The 16379-nt window shown below is 73.5% G+C and carries 16 protein-coding genes and 1 pseudogene; 12 read left to right on the top strand and 5 right to left on the bottom strand.

Features of this window, described 5'->3' with window-relative positions; genetic code table 11:
• Nucleotides 1-27: 27 nt before the first annotated feature.
• The 3 genes and pseudogenes from MCAG_RS05515 to MCAG_RS05505 all read right to left on the bottom strand — a co-directional run bounded on the left by MCAG_RS05515 (nt 28) and on the right by MCAG_RS05505 (nt 2296).
• A pseudogene (locus MCAG_RS05515) lies at nt 28-1453 on the bottom strand (PH domain-containing protein).
• Nucleotides 1450-1992 (bottom strand): PH domain-containing protein, encoded by a 543-nt coding sequence (locus MCAG_RS05510; protein WP_007071985.1) that lies wholly within the window; start codon nt 1990-1992, stop codon nt 1450-1452. Before MCAG_RS05510 ends, MCAG_RS05515 begins: the two are co-directional and overlap by 4 nt.
• A 73-nt stretch (nt 1993-2065) precedes the next feature.
• Entirely contained in the window at nt 2066-2296 is a 231-nt protein-coding gene (locus tag MCAG_RS05505) for a hypothetical protein (protein ID WP_036372452.1), read from the bottom strand.
• A 238-nt stretch (nt 2297-2534) separates the two neighbouring features.
• Here MCAG_RS05505 and MCAG_RS05500 point away from each other — a divergent pair, with 238 nt between their 5' ends.
• From MCAG_RS05500 to MCAG_RS05460, 9 genes are all read left to right on the top strand, one after another.
• Complete coding sequence (locus MCAG_RS05500; protein ID WP_007071983.1) at nt 2535-3653, top strand: MoxR family ATPase; 1119 nt, start codon at nt 2535-2537, stop codon at nt 3651-3653.
• Nucleotides 3632-4660 carry a DUF58 domain-containing protein gene (locus MCAG_RS05495; RefSeq protein ID WP_036372450.1) on the top strand — a complete coding sequence of 343 codons (1029 nt, stop codon included), beginning with the start codon at nt 3632-3634 and terminating at the stop codon, nt 4658-4660. Before MCAG_RS05500 ends, MCAG_RS05495 begins: the two co-directional genes overlap by 22 nt.
• Nucleotides 4657-5607 carry a VWA domain-containing protein gene (locus MCAG_RS05490; protein WP_007071981.1) on the top strand — a complete coding sequence of 317 codons (951 nt, stop codon included), beginning with the start codon at nt 4657-4659 and terminating at the stop codon, nt 5605-5607. The genes MCAG_RS05495 and MCAG_RS05490 overlap by 4 nt, the downstream gene beginning before the upstream one ends.
• Entirely contained in the window at nt 5570-6106 is a 537-nt protein-coding gene (locus MCAG_RS05485) for a glycoside hydrolase family 11 protein (protein WP_198141507.1), read from the top strand. Before MCAG_RS05490 ends, MCAG_RS05485 begins: the two co-directional genes overlap by 38 nt.
• Nucleotides 6107-6899: 793 nt before the next feature.
• On the top strand, nt 6900-7940 hold the full coding sequence (locus tag MCAG_RS05480; protein WP_036372447.1) for an IS630 family transposase: 1041 nt from the start codon (nt 6900-6902) through the stop codon (nt 7938-7940).
• A 145-nt stretch (nt 7941-8085) separates the two neighbouring features.
• The gene (fabG, locus tag MCAG_RS05475) at nt 8086-8790 is read left to right on the top strand and encodes a beta-ketoacyl-ACP reductase (RefSeq protein ID WP_036372445.1); all 705 of its coding nucleotides are present in this window, start codon (nt 8086-8088) and stop codon (nt 8788-8790) included.
• A 49-nt stretch (nt 8791-8839) separates the two neighbouring features.
• Nucleotides 8840-9607, top strand: coding sequence for an enoyl-ACP reductase FabI (fabI, locus tag MCAG_RS05470; RefSeq protein ID WP_007071977.1), 768 nt, complete (start codon nt 8840-8842; stop codon nt 9605-9607).
• Between the two features lie 173 nt (nt 9608-9780).
• The gene (locus MCAG_RS05465) at nt 9781-10809 is read left to right on the top strand and encodes a ferrochelatase (protein WP_007071976.1); all 1029 of its coding nucleotides are present in this window, start codon (nt 9781-9783) and stop codon (nt 10807-10809) included.
• 51 nt (nt 10810-10860) lie between these two features.
• A complete protein-coding gene (locus MCAG_RS05460) occupies nt 10861-11640 on the top strand; it encodes an HAD-IIA family hydrolase (protein WP_007071975.1) in 780 nt (259 codons plus the stop codon).
• A 30-nt stretch (nt 11641-11670) separates the two neighbouring features.
• Here the strand turns inward: MCAG_RS05460 and MCAG_RS05455 are convergent, their stop codons facing one another.
• Nucleotides 11671-12465, bottom strand: a complete 795-nt coding sequence (locus tag MCAG_RS05455; protein ID WP_007071974.1) for a hypothetical protein — start codon at nt 12463-12465, stop codon at nt 11671-11673.
• 272 nt (nt 12466-12737) lie between these two features.
• On the opposite strand from MCAG_RS05455, the gene MCAG_RS05450 reads away from it, so the two are divergent.
• On the top strand, nt 12738-13496 hold the full coding sequence (locus tag MCAG_RS05450) for a DUF3097 domain-containing protein (RefSeq protein WP_007071972.1): 759 nt from the start codon (nt 12738-12740) through the stop codon (nt 13494-13496).
• Nucleotides 13497-13571: 75 nt separating this feature from the next.
• Here the strand turns inward: MCAG_RS05450 and MCAG_RS05445 are convergent, their stop codons facing one another.
• Complete coding sequence (locus tag MCAG_RS05445; RefSeq protein ID WP_036372441.1) at nt 13572-14888, bottom strand: serine hydrolase; 1317 nt, start codon at nt 14886-14888, stop codon at nt 13572-13574.
• A 109-nt stretch (nt 14889-14997) separates the two neighbouring features.
• On the opposite strand from MCAG_RS05445, the gene MCAG_RS05440 reads away from it, so the two are divergent.
• A complete protein-coding gene (locus MCAG_RS05440) occupies nt 14998-15471 on the top strand; it encodes an NfeD family protein (RefSeq protein ID WP_007071970.1) in 474 nt (157 codons plus the stop codon).
• A 5-nt stretch (nt 15472-15476) separates the two neighbouring features.
• Nucleotides 15477-16379: SPFH domain-containing protein (locus tag MCAG_RS05435; RefSeq protein WP_007071969.1), on the top strand; the 903-nt coding region annotated here is incomplete at its 3' end.

Below are 16379 nucleotides of genomic sequence, written 5' to 3'. Positions count from 1 at the left end.
GGCTCGCGGCCTTCGCGGTGGCGCGGCTCAGCCGGCGCGATGGGCGGCGTGCGCCCGGGCCGTCAGCTCCGCCGCCAGCCACCACGCCTCGTCAAGGTCGCGGTCGAGCGCGGCCGCGCCCGCGCCGCCCGCGGTGTCCGCGTGCACGGTGGCCAGCCGCAGCCGCCGCTGCACCGGCCCCTGGGTCACCCGCACGCTCTGGATGCGGGCGTACGGCACGACGGTGAGCTGCCGGGTGAGCAGCCCGGACCGGGCGGCGAAGACCCGCTCGTCGAGCCCGGCGCCGACCGCGCGCCGGCCCAGCGGGCGCAGCCACCGGGCCCGGCTCGGCGGGAGGCTGGTCGCCAGCCCGCTCAGTCGCACCCCCGGCAGCACCTCCGCGACGATCCGCTGGCCGATGCCCTGGTCGCCCACCGGCAGCAGCCGGTCCGGCCGGTTGCGGTCGTCGGCCTCGCCGCCGGAGTAGCCGGCGACCTCCAGGCGCAGCCGCAGCCAGCCCTTGGCCCGCCACAGCAGCGGCCAGGTCACCCCGACCGTCTGCACCCGGTTCAGCGGCACGGTCTGCGCCCGGGTCTCCAGCAGGCCGTTGCGGATCCGCAGGTTGCCCTCGTCCCGGGCCAGCCGGAAGTTCCAGTCGTCGAGCACGCGGCGGATCGGTTGCAGCAGCACGCCGGCCGTCGCGGGTGATCGTGCCTCGCCACCGCGATGAACGACCACGAGTCCGCGGAGAGAAAACTGCGCCACGAACGAAGGCCACCCCGAAGGGGAGCAGAAACGCCTGCGGGGTGAGTAGCTGGCTGACCAGCAGGTCCCGGTTGGCGACGGCGTGCAGCGCGCGCCCGGGCGGGGTGGGCGTGACCGCCGACTCGGCCACGGCGGCGGGCGGCGCGGTCGGGCTCGGCTGTGGCTCAGGGCCGGCGAGCGCGAGCAGCCGCTGCCGCAGGGCGGCGGCGTCGGCCACCCCCAGGTACGCCAGCGGCGCCTCGGTCTTGCCGCCGCCAACCACCTCCAGCCGCAGCTCGGCCAGGCCGGTGAGCTGGGCGAGCAGCGGGCGGACCACCTCGACGGCCTGGAGGCGCTCCAGTGGGATGGCCCGGGTGCGCCGCCACAGCAGCCCCTCGTACACCCGCAACTCCCGGCCGACCACGTGGTAGCCGGTGTTGTACCAGCTCACCACCGCGAGCACCGTCGCGCCGAGGGCGAGCACGGCCGCCAGCGCCGCGAACCAGCCGAAGCCGACCCGCGACAGCGTCGACCAGGACAGGCCCGCGACGACCACGACCAGCGACTTTGCCCCGTGCAGGGCCGGGCTCAGCGGGTGCAGCCGCCGCCGGGGCTCCGCCTCTCCGTCCGGCCCCGGGCCGGAACGGGGGTCGGGTGCCGGCGGGCGGGGGAGTTCGGGGTCGGGCGCCGACGGGTGGGGAAGTTCGGGGCCGGGCCGGTCGGCGGTCACAGGCCCTCCGCGCGGTCCTCGCCGAGGGCGGTGAGCCGGTCGCGCAGCCGCGACGCCTCCGCCGGGCGCAGGCCCGGCACGCGGGCGTCGCTGGCCGCGGCGGCGGTGTGCAACTGCACCGTCGCCAGATCGAACGCCCGCTCCAGGGGACCCGCGCTGACGTCGACGAACTGCATCCGCGAGTACGGCACGATGGACAGCCGGCGCACCAGCAGCCCGTGCCGGACGAGCAGGTCGTTCTCCCGCTCGGCGTACCCCCAGGCGTGCACCGCCCGGACGATCGTGACGACCCGCCACGCCCCGGCCAGCACGGCCGCGCCGAGGGCTGCCCCGAAAAGCCAGTGCCCGCTCAGCGCCCAGCCGACCGCGAGCCCCAGCAGCAGCACCCCGAGGAACGCGGCCAGCCGCAACAGCTCCACCCAGATCAGGTCGGTGGAGACAGACTGCCAGCGCACGGTCGCGGGCCACGGCTCCAGGGGCCCGGGCGGGTATGCCGCTGGCGCGGGCGGGTGCGGCGGGGACCCGGGCGGGTGCGGCACCGAGGATCCGGGCGGGTGCGGCGGCGGGCCGCCGAGGGGCTCGCCGGTCACCGGGGACGTCCGCTGCGCGCGCTCACCCGTCGAGCGTAGGCGATCCGGCCAGCGGCGCGACCTCCCGCAGGAAGCCCCGTGCGTCGAGGAAGTCGCCGAGCGAGGAACGGTGGTCGGCACAGGCGAGCCAGGTCTTGCGCCGGTCGGCGGTGTGCAGCCGGGGATTGTTCCAGCGCAGCGCCCACTCCGCCGCAGCGCGACAGCCCCTCGCCGAGCAGCTCGGCACCTCATCGGTGGAACGGGGGATGCTCATCCGGGCCAGTCTAGGGGCGCGGGGTGAAGGTTGAGCGCCGGGCGGCCACGGGGGGAGCCGCCCGGCGACGGGGTGAATGTTACACACGCCGCCCCCCCTGCTGTAAACCCGTGACCGGTGATTCGGAGCCCCGGGACAGCGCGGCGAAAATCGGCTTCTCCCCGCCTCGGCACTCAGCCGGGCATGCGAGTCTTGATACGCACCACGCCGCGACGACCGATCATGCTGTGGAGGACCGGTGGCCCAGCCGACCATGCCCGACGCCCCGACGCCGAACGGCAGCGCCCCGGAGCCGCCCCGGTCGCCCGCCGCGTCGGCGACGAGCACACCCGCCCAGGACGCGACGCTGCTGGAACGGGCGCTGTTCGAGATCAAGCGGGTGATCGTCGGGCAGGACCGGATGGTGGAGCGGATGTTCGTGGCGCTGCTCGCCCGGGGGCACTGCCTGCTGGAGGGGGTCCCCGGGGTGGCGAAGACCCTGGCCGTGGAGACCCTGGCCAGGGTGGTCGGCGGGTCCTTCGCCCGGGTGCAGTTCACCCCGGACCTGGTCCCCGCCGACATCATGGGCACCCGGATCTACCGGCAGTCCAGCGAGAAGTTCGACGTCGAGCTGGGGCCCGTCTTCGTCAACTTCCTGCTCGCCGACGAGATCAACCGCGCCCCGGCAAAGGTGCAGTCGGCCCTGCTGGAGGTGATGAGCGAGCGGCAGGTGTCCATCGGCGGCCAGACCCACCGGGTGCCGGATCCGTTCCTCGTGATGGCCACCCAGAACCCGATCGAGCAGGAGGGCGTCTACCCGCTGCCGGAGGCGCAGCGGGACCGCTTCCTCATGAAGATCGTCGTCGGCTATCCGACCGACGCCGAGGAGCGGGAGATCGTCTACCGGATGGGGGTGGCCCCGCCGCAGCCGGCGCGGGTCTTCGACACCGCCGATCTGGTCGCGTTGCAGCGCAAGGCCGACCAGGTCTTCGTGCACAACGCGCTGGTCGACTACGCGGTGCGGCTCGTGCTGGCCACCCGTACCCCCGCGGAGCACGGCATGCCCGACGTCGCGCAACTGATCCAGTACGGTGCCAGCCCACGGGCCTCGCTCGGCCTGGTCCGGGCCACCCGGGCGCTGGCGCTGCTGCGCGGCCGGGACTACGCCCTGCCGCAGGACGTGCAGGACATCGCGCCGGACATCCTGCGGCACCGGCTGGTGCTCAGCTACGACGCGCTCGCCGACGACGTGCCGGCCGACCACATCGTGCACCGGGTGATGTCGACAATTCCGCTGCCGTCGGTGGCCCCGCGCCAGCAGGCCACCCCGAGCGGCACGCCGTCGGCCGAGGCCGGGTGGCCCGGGCAGCGACCGTGACCCCACCCACCCCCCACCCCTTTCCGGGTACGCGGTCCCCGATCTCGCCGGCCGCCGCGCCCCGCACCGAGGCCGTGCTGTCCCGGCTCCAGCTACTGGTGACCCGCAAGCTCGACGGCCTGCTCCAGGGCGACTACGCCGGTCTGCTGCCCGGCCCGGGCAGCGAGGCGGGGGAGTCGCGCGAGTACCGCCCCGGCGACGACGTACGCCGGATGGACTGGCCGGTGACCGCCCGGACGACGATGCCGCACGTGCGGCGTACGGTGGCCGACCGGGAGCTGGAGACGTGGCTTGCGGTGGACCTCTCGGCGAGCCTGGACTTCGGCACCGGCCGGTGGCTGAAGCGCGACGTCGTGGTGGCCGCCGCCGTGGCGCTGACCCACCTGACCGTGCGCGGCGGCAACCGGATCGGGGCGGTGGTCGGCACCGGTGCCGTGTCGCGGGCCCCGGCGGGGCGTCGGCGCGGTGCGGCACCGCCGCCCGACCCGGGGCGGCTGGTGCGGCTGCCCGCCCGGGGCGGGCGTCGGGAGGCGCAGGGTTTGCTGCGGGCGATCGTCGGCACCGAGATCCGGCCCGGGCGCAGCGACCTGGGCGCGCTTGTCGACGCGCTGAACCGGCCGCCCCGCCGCCGTGGCGTCGCGGTGGTGATCTCCGACTTCCTCGCGCCGCCGCAGCAGTGGGCGCGGCCCCTGCGCAAGCTGCGGGTCCGGCACGACGTGCTGGCGATCGAGGTGGTCGACCCGCGCGAACTGGAGCTGCCCGACGTGGGGGTGCTGCCGGTTGTCGACCCGGAAACCGGTGAGCTGCACGAGGTGCAGACCGCCGACCCCCGGCTGCGCCGCCGGTACGCCGAGGCGGCCGCCGCCCAGCGGGCGGAGATCTCGGCGTGCCTGCGCGGGGCCGGCGCGGCCCACCTGCGACTTCGGACCGACACCGACTGGCTGCTCGACATGGTGCGCTTCGTCGCCGCGCAGCGGCACGCCCGCACCCGGGGGACGACACGATGATCCGTTTTCTGCAACCGTGGTGGCTGCTGGCCGTGCTGCCGGTGCTCGCCCTCGCCGCGCTGTACGTGTGGCGGCAGCTACGCCGCCGGGTGTACGCGATGCGGTTCACCAACGTGGACCTGCTGCGTACCCTCGCGCCGAAGGGACTGGGCTGGCGGCGGCACGTGCCGGCGGTGGCATTCCTGCTCTGCCTGCTGGTGCTGTCCGCGGCGCTGGCTCGGCCGGCGATCGACACCAGGGAGCCGCTGGAGCGGGCCACCGTCATGCTGGCGATCGACGTGTCGCTGTCCATGCAGGCCGACGACGTCGCGCCGAACCGCCTGGAGGCCGCCCAGGAAGCGGCCAAGCAGTTCGTCGCCGAGCTGCCGCAGACCTACAACCTCGGCCTCGTCTCGTTCGCCAAGTCGGCGAACGTGCTGGTGCCGCCCACCAAGGACCGGGACGCGGTGACCACCGCGATCGACGGGCTGGTGCTGGCCGAGGCGACCGCCACCGGCGAGGCGGTCTTCACCTGCCTGGAGGCGATCCGGTCGGTGCCGGCCGACGGCGCGGCGGGCATCCCGCCGGCCCGGATCGTGCTGCTCTCCGACGGGTTCCGCACCTCCGGGCGGTCGGTGGAGGAGGCGGCGGCGGCCGCGCAGGCGGCCAACGTGCCGGTCTCCACCATCGCCTTCGGCACCGACGCCGGGCAGGTCGACATCGGCGGCCAGCTACAGCGGGTGCCGGTGGACCGGATGGCCCTGGCCGAGCTGGCCGAGACGACCGAGGGCTACTTCTACGAGGCCGCCTCGGTCAGCGAGCTGAAGCAGGTCTATCAGGACATGGGCAGCTCGATCGGGTTCCGCACCGAGCCCCGCGAGGTCACCCAGTGGTACGCGGGGATCGCCCTGCTGCTGGCCCTGTGCGCGGGTGCCGCCAGTTTGCTCTGGTCGTCCCGGCTGCTCTGAGCGACGGCATCAGGACCTTCGACCAGTACTGGAGCAGCCGAAGCGTACGGGCGGCACCATCAACGCCGGCGCCCACTGCGACGCGTGGGCCAGCAAGGGGATGAGGCTGGGCAGCCACGACTACCAGATCATGGCGACCGAGGGGTACCAGAGCAGTGGGAACTCCAACATCACGCTGGGTGGCTCGTCCACCCCCGGCCCCACCCCCACCGGCTGCACGGCGACGCTGTCCGCCGGTGAGCAGTGGGCCGACCGGTACAACCTCGACGTCGCGGTGCCCGGCTCCAGCAACTGGACCGTGACGATGAACGTCCCGTCTCCCGCGAAGATCATCGCTAGCTGGAACATCTCCGCCAGCCACCCGACCGCACGGCAGTTGGGTCGCCAGGCCCAACGGCAACGGCAACAACTGGGGCGTCACGATCCAGCACAACGGCAACCGGACCTGGCCGGCGGTCTCGCGCAGCGCGAGCTGACCCGCACGGCGGGCACCGGCTGACCCCCGTAACGGTCGACACGTGCAGCCCTGGCCCGACCGCCGTGCCAGGGCTGCCGGCCGGCGTCCGGTGCCGGTGGAGTTCGAGCCGGCCCGGTGCCGACCGGCGGGTCGGCGGTGCGCCGGGGCGCTGGAGTCGGTGTCCGGATAAGACGGTGCCGGGCCCGCGCTCAGTGGCCGGAGCCCGCCAGCACGAAGATGACGGCCACCCAGACGGCGGCGAGGGTGAAACCCAGCGGGGCGACGTAACGGCTCATGGGAAGGCTCCGGTGGCGACTGGACGGTCCACGCTGGCGTGAGGACCGCGAGGGGAAGCAGGGCGCGCACACGAAGTCGTGACCGGGTGCCCCCTCCCCGTCCTCGCCGGACGGCGCGGCCCGCTCGCCGACCCGGCCGGTGGCCGAGGGGCGGGCGGTGCGGGGGAGCGGAGCTGTGTCAGCTCACCTGCTGAGTCGTGGCTCAGCGGGGCTGACGTTCGGCCCGGCCACGACTGGGAGGATCGCTATCTCGCACAGCGATCACCTCCTGCGGTCGGCCTGGCCCGGAACGCGGATCATCGTACACGCGGGTTCCGCCCGGCCCGCACTCGGCCGGACGGCCGGTGAATCCCGGAATTCGGGCCCGTGCAACGGTTGCCGTCCGCCACCCCGCCGTCACACCCGTGCCTCCGCCCGCCTCCACCCCGCCTCCGCCCCGGCGCGAAGCCCGCTCGGCCGGTGTTAACAAGGGGCCCCAGAAACCGCCCCGGATGCGTTATTGACCCGTAACGCAAACATGTGGTGATCGTTGTTTGTGTATGGGTGTTGTGGTACGAGATGCGCGGCGGCTTTCTCCGCAGGCGCAAGAGGATCTGCGTCGTCGGGCGGTCGCGGCGGTGAAGGCCGGGCATACTCAGGCGGCGGTGGCCACAGTGCTCGGCGTGTCGCCGCAGGCGGTGTCCCGGTGGGTCAACGCCTTTGACCGCCAGGGGAACAAAGCGCTCAAAGCCGGTAAGCGAGGGCGGCGACCCGGCGAGCAGAAAGCTCTCGACGCCCGCCAGCAGGCCCGGGTGCGGCGGGCGGTGCTGCACAAAAACCCTGACCAGGTGGCGTTGCCGGGCCTGGTGTGGACCCGCCCGCAGGTACGCCAACTGGTCCGTGACTGGTTCGGCGTCGGCCTGTCCCTGGTGACGATCGGCAAGTACCTGCGCTCGTGGGGCCTGTCGCCGCAGAAGCCGATCCGCCGGGCCTACGAGCAGGACCCGCAGGCCGTTGCCCGGTGGCTGGAGCAGGAGTACCCGGCCATCGAAGCCCAAGCGCGTAAGGAGAAGGCCATCATCTTGTGGCTGGACCAGACCGGACTGCGCTCCGACGCCTCGGTGGGGACCTCCTGGGCGCCGGTGGGACAGACCCCGGTGGTGGCCAAGACCGGCAGGCGCTTCGGTGTCAACGTGATGGCCGCGATCAGCAACAAGGGCGAGTTGTACTTCACCTGCTACCACGGCTCGTTCACCGGCCCCCTCTTCCTGGCCTGGCTCGACCGTCTGGTCCGCCACCTCGACCGGAAGATCCACCTCATCGTGGACGGCCACCCGGTGCACCGCCGAGTGGCCGTCCACGACTGGCTCGCCCCACGCGTTGGCAGCATTGAGATGCACTTCCTGCCCGGCTACGCACCGGAGCTGAACCCCGTAGAACTACTCAACGCCGACGTCAAACGCCATGTGGCACAAGCGAACCCGGCCAACCCGACCGACCTCGCCGCCGCAGCCGCCTCGCACCTACGGCGCCGCCAGAACCAACCCGAAACGGTGAAAGCCCTGTTCCGCAAGCCCGAAGTCCGCTACGCAGCCGGATGAACAGCACATATTTGCCTTACGGGTCAATAACAGGGGGCCCTTCCTTGCACCAGCGGCCCGCGCGCCGCAGGCCCCCGTTAGCGCTTACCTGCCGGTAACGCCTAGGCTCCGGACCGACGTGGATCAGCTGAGCAGAGGGGGACCCGTGGCCCGTACCGTGCTGGTGACCGGCGGCAACCGGGGGATCGGCCTGGCCATCGCGCAGGCATTCGCCAAGCAGGGTGACCGGGTGGCGGTGACCCATCGTAGCGGTGACGCGCCCGAGGGCATGTTCGGTGTCATCTGCGACGTGACCGACTCCGCCTCCGTCGACGCGGCCTTCACCGCCGTCGAGGCCGAACTGGGCCCGGTGGAGGTGCTGGTCGCCAACGCCGGCATCACCGACGACACGCTGATCATGCGGATGTCGGAGGACCAGTTCACCCGGGTGCTGGACACCAATCTCACCGGCGCGTTCCGTTGCGCCAGTCGGGCGTCCAAGAAGATGCTCCGGGCCCGGTGGGGACGCATGATCTTCATTTCCTCGGTGGTCGGCCTGTACGGCGGCCCCGGGCAGGTCAACTACGCTGCGAGCAAGGCCGGCCTGGTCGGCATGGCCCGGTCGATCACCCGGGAGTTGGGCGGGCGCAACATCACCGCCAACGTCATCGCGCCCGGCTTCATCGACACCGACATGACCGCCGCGCTGCCCGAGGAGCGCCGGGCCGAGTACGTCAAGGCCATCCCGGCCGGCCGGCTCGCCGCGCCCGAGGAGGTGGCCGGGGTGGTCACCTGGCTGGCCTCGGACGCCGCCGGCTACGTCACCGGTGCCGTGATCCCGGTCGACGGCGGCCTCGGCATGGGCCACTGACGCTGCCCACCGCGCCCCACCGCACGAATCTCAACGGAGGAACTTCCACATGTCCGGACTGCTGGCCGGTAAGCGGCTGCTGGTCACCGGCGTCATCACCGACGCCTCGATCGCCTTCTCCGTGGCGAAGCTCGCCCAGGAGAACGGCGCGCAGGTCGTGCTCACCGGCTTCGGCCGGCTCTCCCTGGTCGAGCGGATCGCCCGGCGGCTGCCCGCGCCGGCCCCGGTGATCGAGCTGGACGTGACCAACGCCGAGCATCTCGCCGGCCTGGCCGACAAGGTCCGGGAGCACGTCGACGGCCTCGACGGGGTGGTGCACTCGATCGGGTTCGCGCCGCAGAGCTGCCTCGGCGGCGGCTTCCTCGACGCCCCGTGGGAGGACGTGGCCACCGCGCTGCACGTCTCCACGTACTCCTACAAGTCGCTGGCCATGGCGGCGCTGCCGCTGATGTCCCCGGGCGGCGCGGTGGTCGGGCTCACCTTCGACGCCACCAAGGCGTGGCCGGTCTACGACTGGATGGGCGTGGCCAAGGCCGGGCTGGAATCCGCGTCCCGCTACCTGGCGCTGCACCTGGGCAAGCAGGGCATCCGCAGCAACCTGGTCGCCGCCGGGCCGCTGCGGACCATGGCCGCGAAGTCGATCCCCGGCTTCGTCCAGTTCGAGGACGCCTGGGCCGATCGGGCGCCGCTGGGCTGGGACCTCACCGACCAGGAGCCGGCGGCGCGCGCCTGCCTGGCGCTGATGTCCGACTGGTTCCCGGCGACCACCGGTGAGATCGTCCACGTCGACGGCGGCTACCACGCCCTCGGCGCCTGAGGCGCGAGGACGAACGGGCCGGGGCGCCCCGGCGCGGCATGCGCCGCCGGCCCGTTCGCCCGGAGCCCCTGCTGACGCACTCGGTGTAACAGGGCCCCTTCCTGACCTCCCCCCGGGGCCCGGGACCAGGGGGCGTCGCCTGGTCCCCGCCGGGGGCGGGGAAGAATGGGCCCATGGTGTACGACGCGTTGGTGCTGGTCTCCTTCGGCGGACCCGAGCGGCCCGAGGACGTGTTGCCCTTCCTCCAGAACGTGACGCGGGGGCGGGGTGTGCCTCCGGAGCGGCTGGCGGAGGTCGCCGAGCACTACCTGCACTTCGGCGGGGTCTCCCCGATCAACCAGCAGTGCCGTGACCTGCTCGCGGCGATCCGGGCGGACTTCGCCGAGCACGGCGTGGACCTGCCGGTCTACTGGGGCAACCGGAACTGGGACCCGATGCTCGCCGACACCGTGGCGCGGATGCGCGACGACGGGGTCACCCGGGCCCTGGCGTTCGTGACCAGCGCGTACGGCGGCTACTCCTCCTGCCGTCAGTACCAGGAGGACATCGCCAAGGCCCGGGCGGCGGTCGGCCCGGACGCCCCGACGGTCGAGAAGCTGCGCCAGTTCTGGGATCATCCCGGCTTCGTCGAGCCGCACGCCGACGCGGTGCGCTCGGCGTTGGGCCAACTCGACCCGGCGAAGCGGGCCACCACCCGGCTGGTCTTCACCGCCCACTCGATCCCCACCTCGATGGCCGTCAACGCCGGTCCGCACGGCGGCCGGTACGAGGCGCAGCTTGCCGAGACCGCCCGCCTGGTGCACGCCTCCGCCGCGCCCGACCTGCCGTACGACCTGGTGTGGCAGAGCCGGTCCGGCCCGCCGCACGTACCGTGGTTGGAGCCGGACGTCAACGACCACCTCGCCGCCCTGGCGGAGGCGGGCACCACCGGCGTGGTGGTGAGCCCGATCGGGTTCGTCTCCGACCACCTGGAGGTGGTCTGGGACCTCGACACCGAGGCGCTGGAGACCGCCAAGCGGCTCGGCCTGGACTTCGCCCGGGCCGGCACCCCGGGCACCGACCCGCGCTTCGTCACCATGGTGCGCGAGCTGGTCGCCGAGCGCACGGAGCCGGGCGGCGAGCGGCTGCGCCGTCGCCTCGGCGAGCTGCCGCTGTGGGACGCCTGTCCGACGGTGTGCTGCGTGCCGGCCCGCCGTCCCTGACCCCGGGTTCCCCCGGTCCTGCCCCACTACCCGACACCCCTGGGACGACGAATGTACGAACGCAAGCCGGTGCAGAGCTGGCTGACCGACATGGACGGCGTGCTGGTGCACGAGGGCCAGCCGGTGCCCGGCGCGCCGGAGTTCATCAACAAGCTGCGCTCCTCCGGCAAGCCGTTCCTGATCCTGACCAACAACTCGATCTACACGCCGCGCGACCTCCAGGCGCGGCTCACCCGGATGGGCTTCGAGGTGCCCGAGCACGCCCTCTGGACGGCGGCGCTGGCCACTGCCCAGTTCCTCGCCGACCAGCGGCCGGGCGGGACCGCGTACGCGATCGGGGAGGCCGGGCTGACCACGGCCCTGCACGCGGTCGGGTACGTGCTTACCGACTTCGCCCCGGACTACGTGGTGCTGGGGGAGACCCGCACGTACAGCTTCGAGGCGATCACCAAGGCGGTCCGCCTCATCAACGACGGGGCCCGGTTCATCTGCACCAATCCCGACGTGACGGGGCCGTCGGTGGAGGGCGCGTTGCCGGCGGCCGGCTCCGTCGCGGCGATGATCTCCAAGGCGACCGGCGTCGAGCCGTACTTCGTCGGCAAGCCGAACCCGATGATGATGCGTTCGGCGCTCAACACCATCAACGCGCACTCCGAGACGACCGCGATGATCGGCGACCGGATGGACACCGACATCCTGTGCGGCCTGGAAGCGGGGCTGGAGACGATCCTCGTGCTGACCGGGATCAGCACGAGGGCGGAGGCCGAGCGGTACCCGTACCGGCCGTCCCGGATCGTCGACTCGGTGGCGGACCTGATGGACGAGATCTGACCAGCCCGCCCCCGGGTGGGGGCGCAGCGGTCAGGGGCGCAGCGGGGCGTTGCAGGCGGCGACCAGGGCCTGGCGGCAGGCGGTGGTGAGCGGGCGCAGCGCGGCGTCGCGCTGCTGGGCCTCGTGGTTGTTGACCGCCCCGCCGGGAGCGCTGTGCCCGGCCAGCGCCAGCACCCGGTCGAGCACGGCGGCGCGGGCGAACAACCGGCGTGCCCGGGGGTCGAAGCCCGGGGGAAGGTCGGTGGTGCCGTCGGGGCGGCGCAGCGCCTCCAGCGCACCGGCCAGCTCCGGCCGCCACTGGGCGACGTCGAGCCGGGTCAGCGCGGCGGTGGCCTCGGCGAGCGCGCTGGCCAGCTCCGCCTCGGCCTCGGCGGCGCCGGGCGAGCCGAGCGACGCGGCCGGGGCGTCGGCGGGCAGCGGGTAGCACCGCCACAGCACCGTCTCCCACGTCATCCCCGAGCCCGAGGTGTGCGTGCGGACCTCCGGGATCACCCCGATCCCCCCGGCGACGACCGCCTCGCCGGTGAGCAGCGCGGCGCCGCTGAAGTCGCCCGGCCCGGGCAGCCCCCGGGGGTCGCCCGGCACGGGCAGCACCAGCCGGATCTCGTCCGGGGAGAGCTTCGCCAGCGTGGGCAGCGCGTCGCGCAGCGGGACGTCGGTCCAGGTGCCGGGGGCGTCGGCGACGAGGTGCTCCTCGTCGCCGGCGATCTCCTCGGCGACCTCGTCGTACGGCACGAGCCCGGCGCGCCACGCGCGTACCCAGGCAACGAACCGGCTCGACCGGCGCGGCGCAACCTTGACCGCGCCCGTTGCGGGGGAGGACATGCAAGAGAGGGTACGTGGTGCGCGCCGTCCGTGTCTCGACTGCTGTGGGCCCGGCTCCCCCTGCCCCCACCTACCCCCTACCGCCCGCGTACCCCACTGGCGTCCCGTCCGTCCGGTTTCCCCGGGCCCGCCTCATGATCCTCTACTGGGGTGCGTGCCCCATGATCGGCGCGGCTGCCGCGCCAGCGGGCGCGGTGGGGGTTAGCGTGGCGGGCATGGTGGGGCGCTACGGCGAGGACGTGTTGGCGGGTGACTGGCGGTGTCTTTAGACAGTGCCCGAGGTGGACGCGGAGCTCGACCTCGTGGTCGAGGACGCCGACTCCGGGTTCTGCGGCGCGGTGGTCGGCTTCGAGTCCGGCGCGGTGGTGCTGGAGGACCGGCACGGCCGGCGGCGCAACTTCCCGCTGCTGCCGGCGGCGTTCCTGCTCGACGGCGGGCCGGTGACGCTGCGCCGCCCGGCCCGGTCACCGGTGCCGGCCGCCCGGCGGCGTACGGCGTCGGGCTCGATCGCAATGGACGGTGTGCGGGCGCAGGTCGCCAAGGCCAGCCGGATCTGGGTCGAGGGCGTGCACGACGCCGCCCTGGTCGAGCGGATCTGGGGCGACGACCTGCGGATCGAGGGTGTGGTGGTGGAGCCGCTGGACGGCATCGACGCCCTCGACGCGCGGGTCCGCGACTTCGGCCCCGGGCCCACCCGGCGGCTCGGGGTGCTCGTGGACCACCTGGTGCCCGGCTCGAAGGAGAGCCGGATCGTGGCCCGGGTGACCTCCCCGCACGTGCTGGTCACCGGGCACCCGTACGTCGACGTGTGGCAGGCGGTCAAGCCGGCTGCGCTGGGCATCGCGGCGTGGCCGGTGGTGCCGCCGGGGCGGCCGTGGAAGGAGGGGGTCTGCGCCGCGCTCGGGGTCGCCGAGCCGGCCGACATGTGGCGGCGCGTCCTGTCCCGGGTGGACAGCTTCGCCGACGTGGAGACCCCGCTGATCAACGCGATGGAACGGCTGATCGACTTCGTCACCGAACCGCCTGCCTGACTGAGCACCCCTGGCCGAGCCCGCCTGACCGCGCGCCGCCGGGCGGGGCCGGGCCGGGCCCGCGCCGGGCTTGCGTCAGGGCTCCTCGTCGGGGGTGCGGCTGAGCAGGAACGTGGCCACGTCGAGGGCGACCGGCCGGCCCGCGTCGTCGCGGACCACCGTGAGGATCTCGCCGTCCTGCGCGCCCGAGCGGCCCCGCCAGCGGTCCGGCCCCTCCGGGGTGAACCGCAGCACCGGGTCGCCGACCGGGCCGCCCCACAGGTCGCCGGTGGCCGGGTCGACGCGGAACTCGAACTCCCCGCCCATCCACCACCAGCGGCCGGTCAGCTCGGCCACGTCCGCTGGGGGCGGGGCGTCGGCCGGGTGCCACGGCGCGACCGGCTCCGGCAGCGCGTCCAGCACGGTGGTGAGCACCTCCCGGGCGAGGGCGCCGAGGTGGCCGACCCGTAGCCCGTACGAGTTGGCGAAGCCGACCACGGCGGTGCGGGTGGGCCGGTGCACAGCCAGCGCGGCGACGTACCCGGGCATCGAGCCGCCGTGCCCGACGTGCACCCGGTCGCCGACCCGGTACAGCTCCAGCCCGAGGCCGTGCCCGCCGGTCCAGCCCTGCGGGTCGCTCATCGTCACGGTCGCGCACATCTCGGTGAGCGTCTCCGGGTCGAGCAGCGCCGGGTCGGGGTCGGCCAGGAACGCCGCCCAGCGGCCGAGGTCGGTGACGGTGGACCAGAGCTGCCCGGCCGGGGCCATCGCCCCGGTGTCGGTGCGGGGCTCCTCCCGCAGCGTGTCGTGCCAGGGGTGCACCACGTACCCCCGGGCGAACGGCTCGACGGCGTCGTACGTGGTGCGGGTCATGCCCAGCGGCTCCAGCAGCCGCTGCCGCAGGAGGTCGAGCCAGGGCGTCGCGGTTACCGCCTCCAGCACGCCGCCGAGCAGCCCGTACGCCAGGTTCGAGTAGTGGTAGCCCCGGTGCGGCGGGTACGCGATCTTCCGCCCGTCCACCCCGGCCAGCACGGACGCCAGGCCGCCGACGTCGACCCGCTCCCACCACGCCCCGTCGGGCTCGCGTTGCAGGCCGCTGGCGTGGCCGAGGAGTTGGCGCAGGGTGAGCTGGCCCACCCCGGTGCCCGGCAGGTGCCGCTCCAGGGGGTCGTCGAGGGCGAGCGCGCCGGCGTCGCGCTGCTGCATGACGAGCACCGCGGTCATCGTCTTGGTGATCGAGCCGAGCCGGTACTGTCGGTCGGCGTCGGGGCGGGGCCGCTGCCCGGCGGCGGCGAGGTGGGCCAGTTCCCCGTCGCGTACCACGCCGAGCACGAGCGAGGGGGCGCGCCCCTCGGACTGGGCGCGGGCGATCCGGGCATCGATGCGGCAGGCGGTCTCGGGTGACAGCGACACGGGCTCCTCCAGCTCTCGGGTCGGTCCCGCCGGGCTCTCGGGGCGGCTCCGCCGAGCTTACTGATCTTGCCGGCGGGCCGCGCGTGCTTTGACGTGGCACGCTGAGGGGGTGGACGCGGTGTTCTGGGTCGTACTGGGTGTGGTGTTGGCGGTCGCCGAGATCTTCACGACGACGCTTTTCCTGATCATGTTCGCGGTCGGCGCGTTCGCCGCCGCGGGCGCGGCGGCCCTGGGCGCACCGCCCGCCGTGCAGGCCGTGGTCTTCGCGGTGGTCTCCGCGCTCACGGTGGCCGTCGCCCGGCCGGCGATCCGCCGGCACGGCAGCCCCGCCTCCGACAGCGGCGGGCAGGCGTTCGGGGTGGAGGCGATTGAGGGCTCCACCGCGCTGGTGCTCGAACGGGTCGACGCCGAGCACGGCCTGGTCAAGATCGACGGCGAGCTCTGGAGCGCCCGGTCGTACGACGCGACGCAGAGTTTCGTCCCCGGTCGACGGGTGCGGGTGATCAAGGTCCAGGGCGCGACGGCCCTGGTGTGGGATGACGACATTTCCACCCCGGGCGAACTGCCCGAAGCGAGAGGGTGAAGGGTATGGATTTTGTGACGGTGCTGTTGGCCGCCGCGGCGTTGATCGCCGTGATGACCCTGGTCAAGGCGGTGCGGATCGTGCCGCAGCAGCGCCAGGACGTGGTGGAGCGGCTCGGCAAGTACAAGCGGACGCTGAATCCGGGCCTGAACCTGCTGGTCCCGTTCGTCGACGCCGTGCGCACCAAGGTCGACATGCGCGAGCAGGTGGTCAGCTTCCCGCCCCAGCCGGTGATCACCTCCGACAACCTGGTGGTCTCGATCGACACGGTGCTCTACTTCAAGGTCGTCGACTCGGTCCGGGCCACGTACGAGATCTCGAACTTCCTCCAGGCCATCGAGCAGCTCACCGTCACGACGCTGCGTAACGTGATCGGCTCGCTGGACCTGGAGCGGGCCCTGACCAGCCGGGAGGAGATCAACCGGCACCTGTCGGGCGTGCTGGACGAGACGACCGGCCGGTGGGGCATCAAGGTCACCCGGGTGGAGATCAAGGCGATCGAGCCGCCGCCGAGCATCCGCGACTCGATGGAGAAGCAGATGCGCGCCGAGCGGGACCGCCGGGCGGCGATCCTCAACGCCGAGGGGCACAAGCAGTCGCAGATCCTCACGGCCGAGGGCGAGAAGCAGGCGGCGGTGCTGCGCGCCGACGGTGACCGGCAGGCCCGCATTCTCCAGGCGGAGGGCCAGGCGAAGGCGATCCGGACGGTGTTCGACGCGATCCACCAGGCCAACCCGAGCCAGAAGGTGCTCGCCTACCAGTACCTCCAGGCCCTTCCGCAGATCGCCAACGGCACGGCGAACAAGGTCTGGATCGTCCCGGCGGAGCTGACCAAGGCCCTGGAGGGGATGGGCGGCGCGCTGGGTGGGCTGAGCCAGATGGTCGGCGACGCGCCGTCGCCGGAGGCC

Origin of the sequence: Micromonospora sp. ATCC 39149 (genome assembly GCF_000158815.1) — a bacterium.
In the GTDB taxonomy this organism is placed as follows: domain Bacteria; phylum Actinomycetota; class Actinomycetes; order Mycobacteriales; family Micromonosporaceae; genus Micromonospora.
This window is presented reverse-complemented; position numbering and strand designations above follow the sequence as displayed.

Bases quoted from the DNA above. Each gene is read 5' to 3' on its own strand.
- MCAG_RS05505 (WP_036372452.1), bottom strand. From the start codon at position 2,296: ATGAGCATCCCCCGTTCCACCGATGAGGTGCCGAGCTGCTCGGCGAGG.
- MCAG_RS05490 (WP_007071981.1), top strand. From the start codon at position 4,657: ATGATCCGTTTTCTGCAACCGTGGTGGCTGCTGGCCGTGCTGCCGGTG.
- MCAG_RS05480 (WP_036372447.1), top strand. From the start codon at position 6,900: ATGGGTGTTGTGGTACGAGATGCGCGGCGGCTTTCTCCGCAGGCGCAA.
- fabI (WP_007071977.1), top strand. From the start codon at position 8,840: ATGTCCGGACTGCTGGCCGGTAAGCGGCTGCTGGTCACCGGCGTCATC.
- MCAG_RS05465 (WP_007071976.1), top strand. From the start codon at position 9,781: ATGGTGTACGACGCGTTGGTGCTGGTCTCCTTCGGCGGACCCGAGCGG.
- MCAG_RS05460 (WP_007071975.1), top strand. From the start codon at position 10,861: ATGTACGAACGCAAGCCGGTGCAGAGCTGGCTGACCGACATGGACGGC.
- MCAG_RS05455 (WP_007071974.1), bottom strand. From the start codon at position 12,465: ATGTCCTCCCCCGCAACGGGCGCGGTCAAGGTTGCGCCGCGCCGGTCG.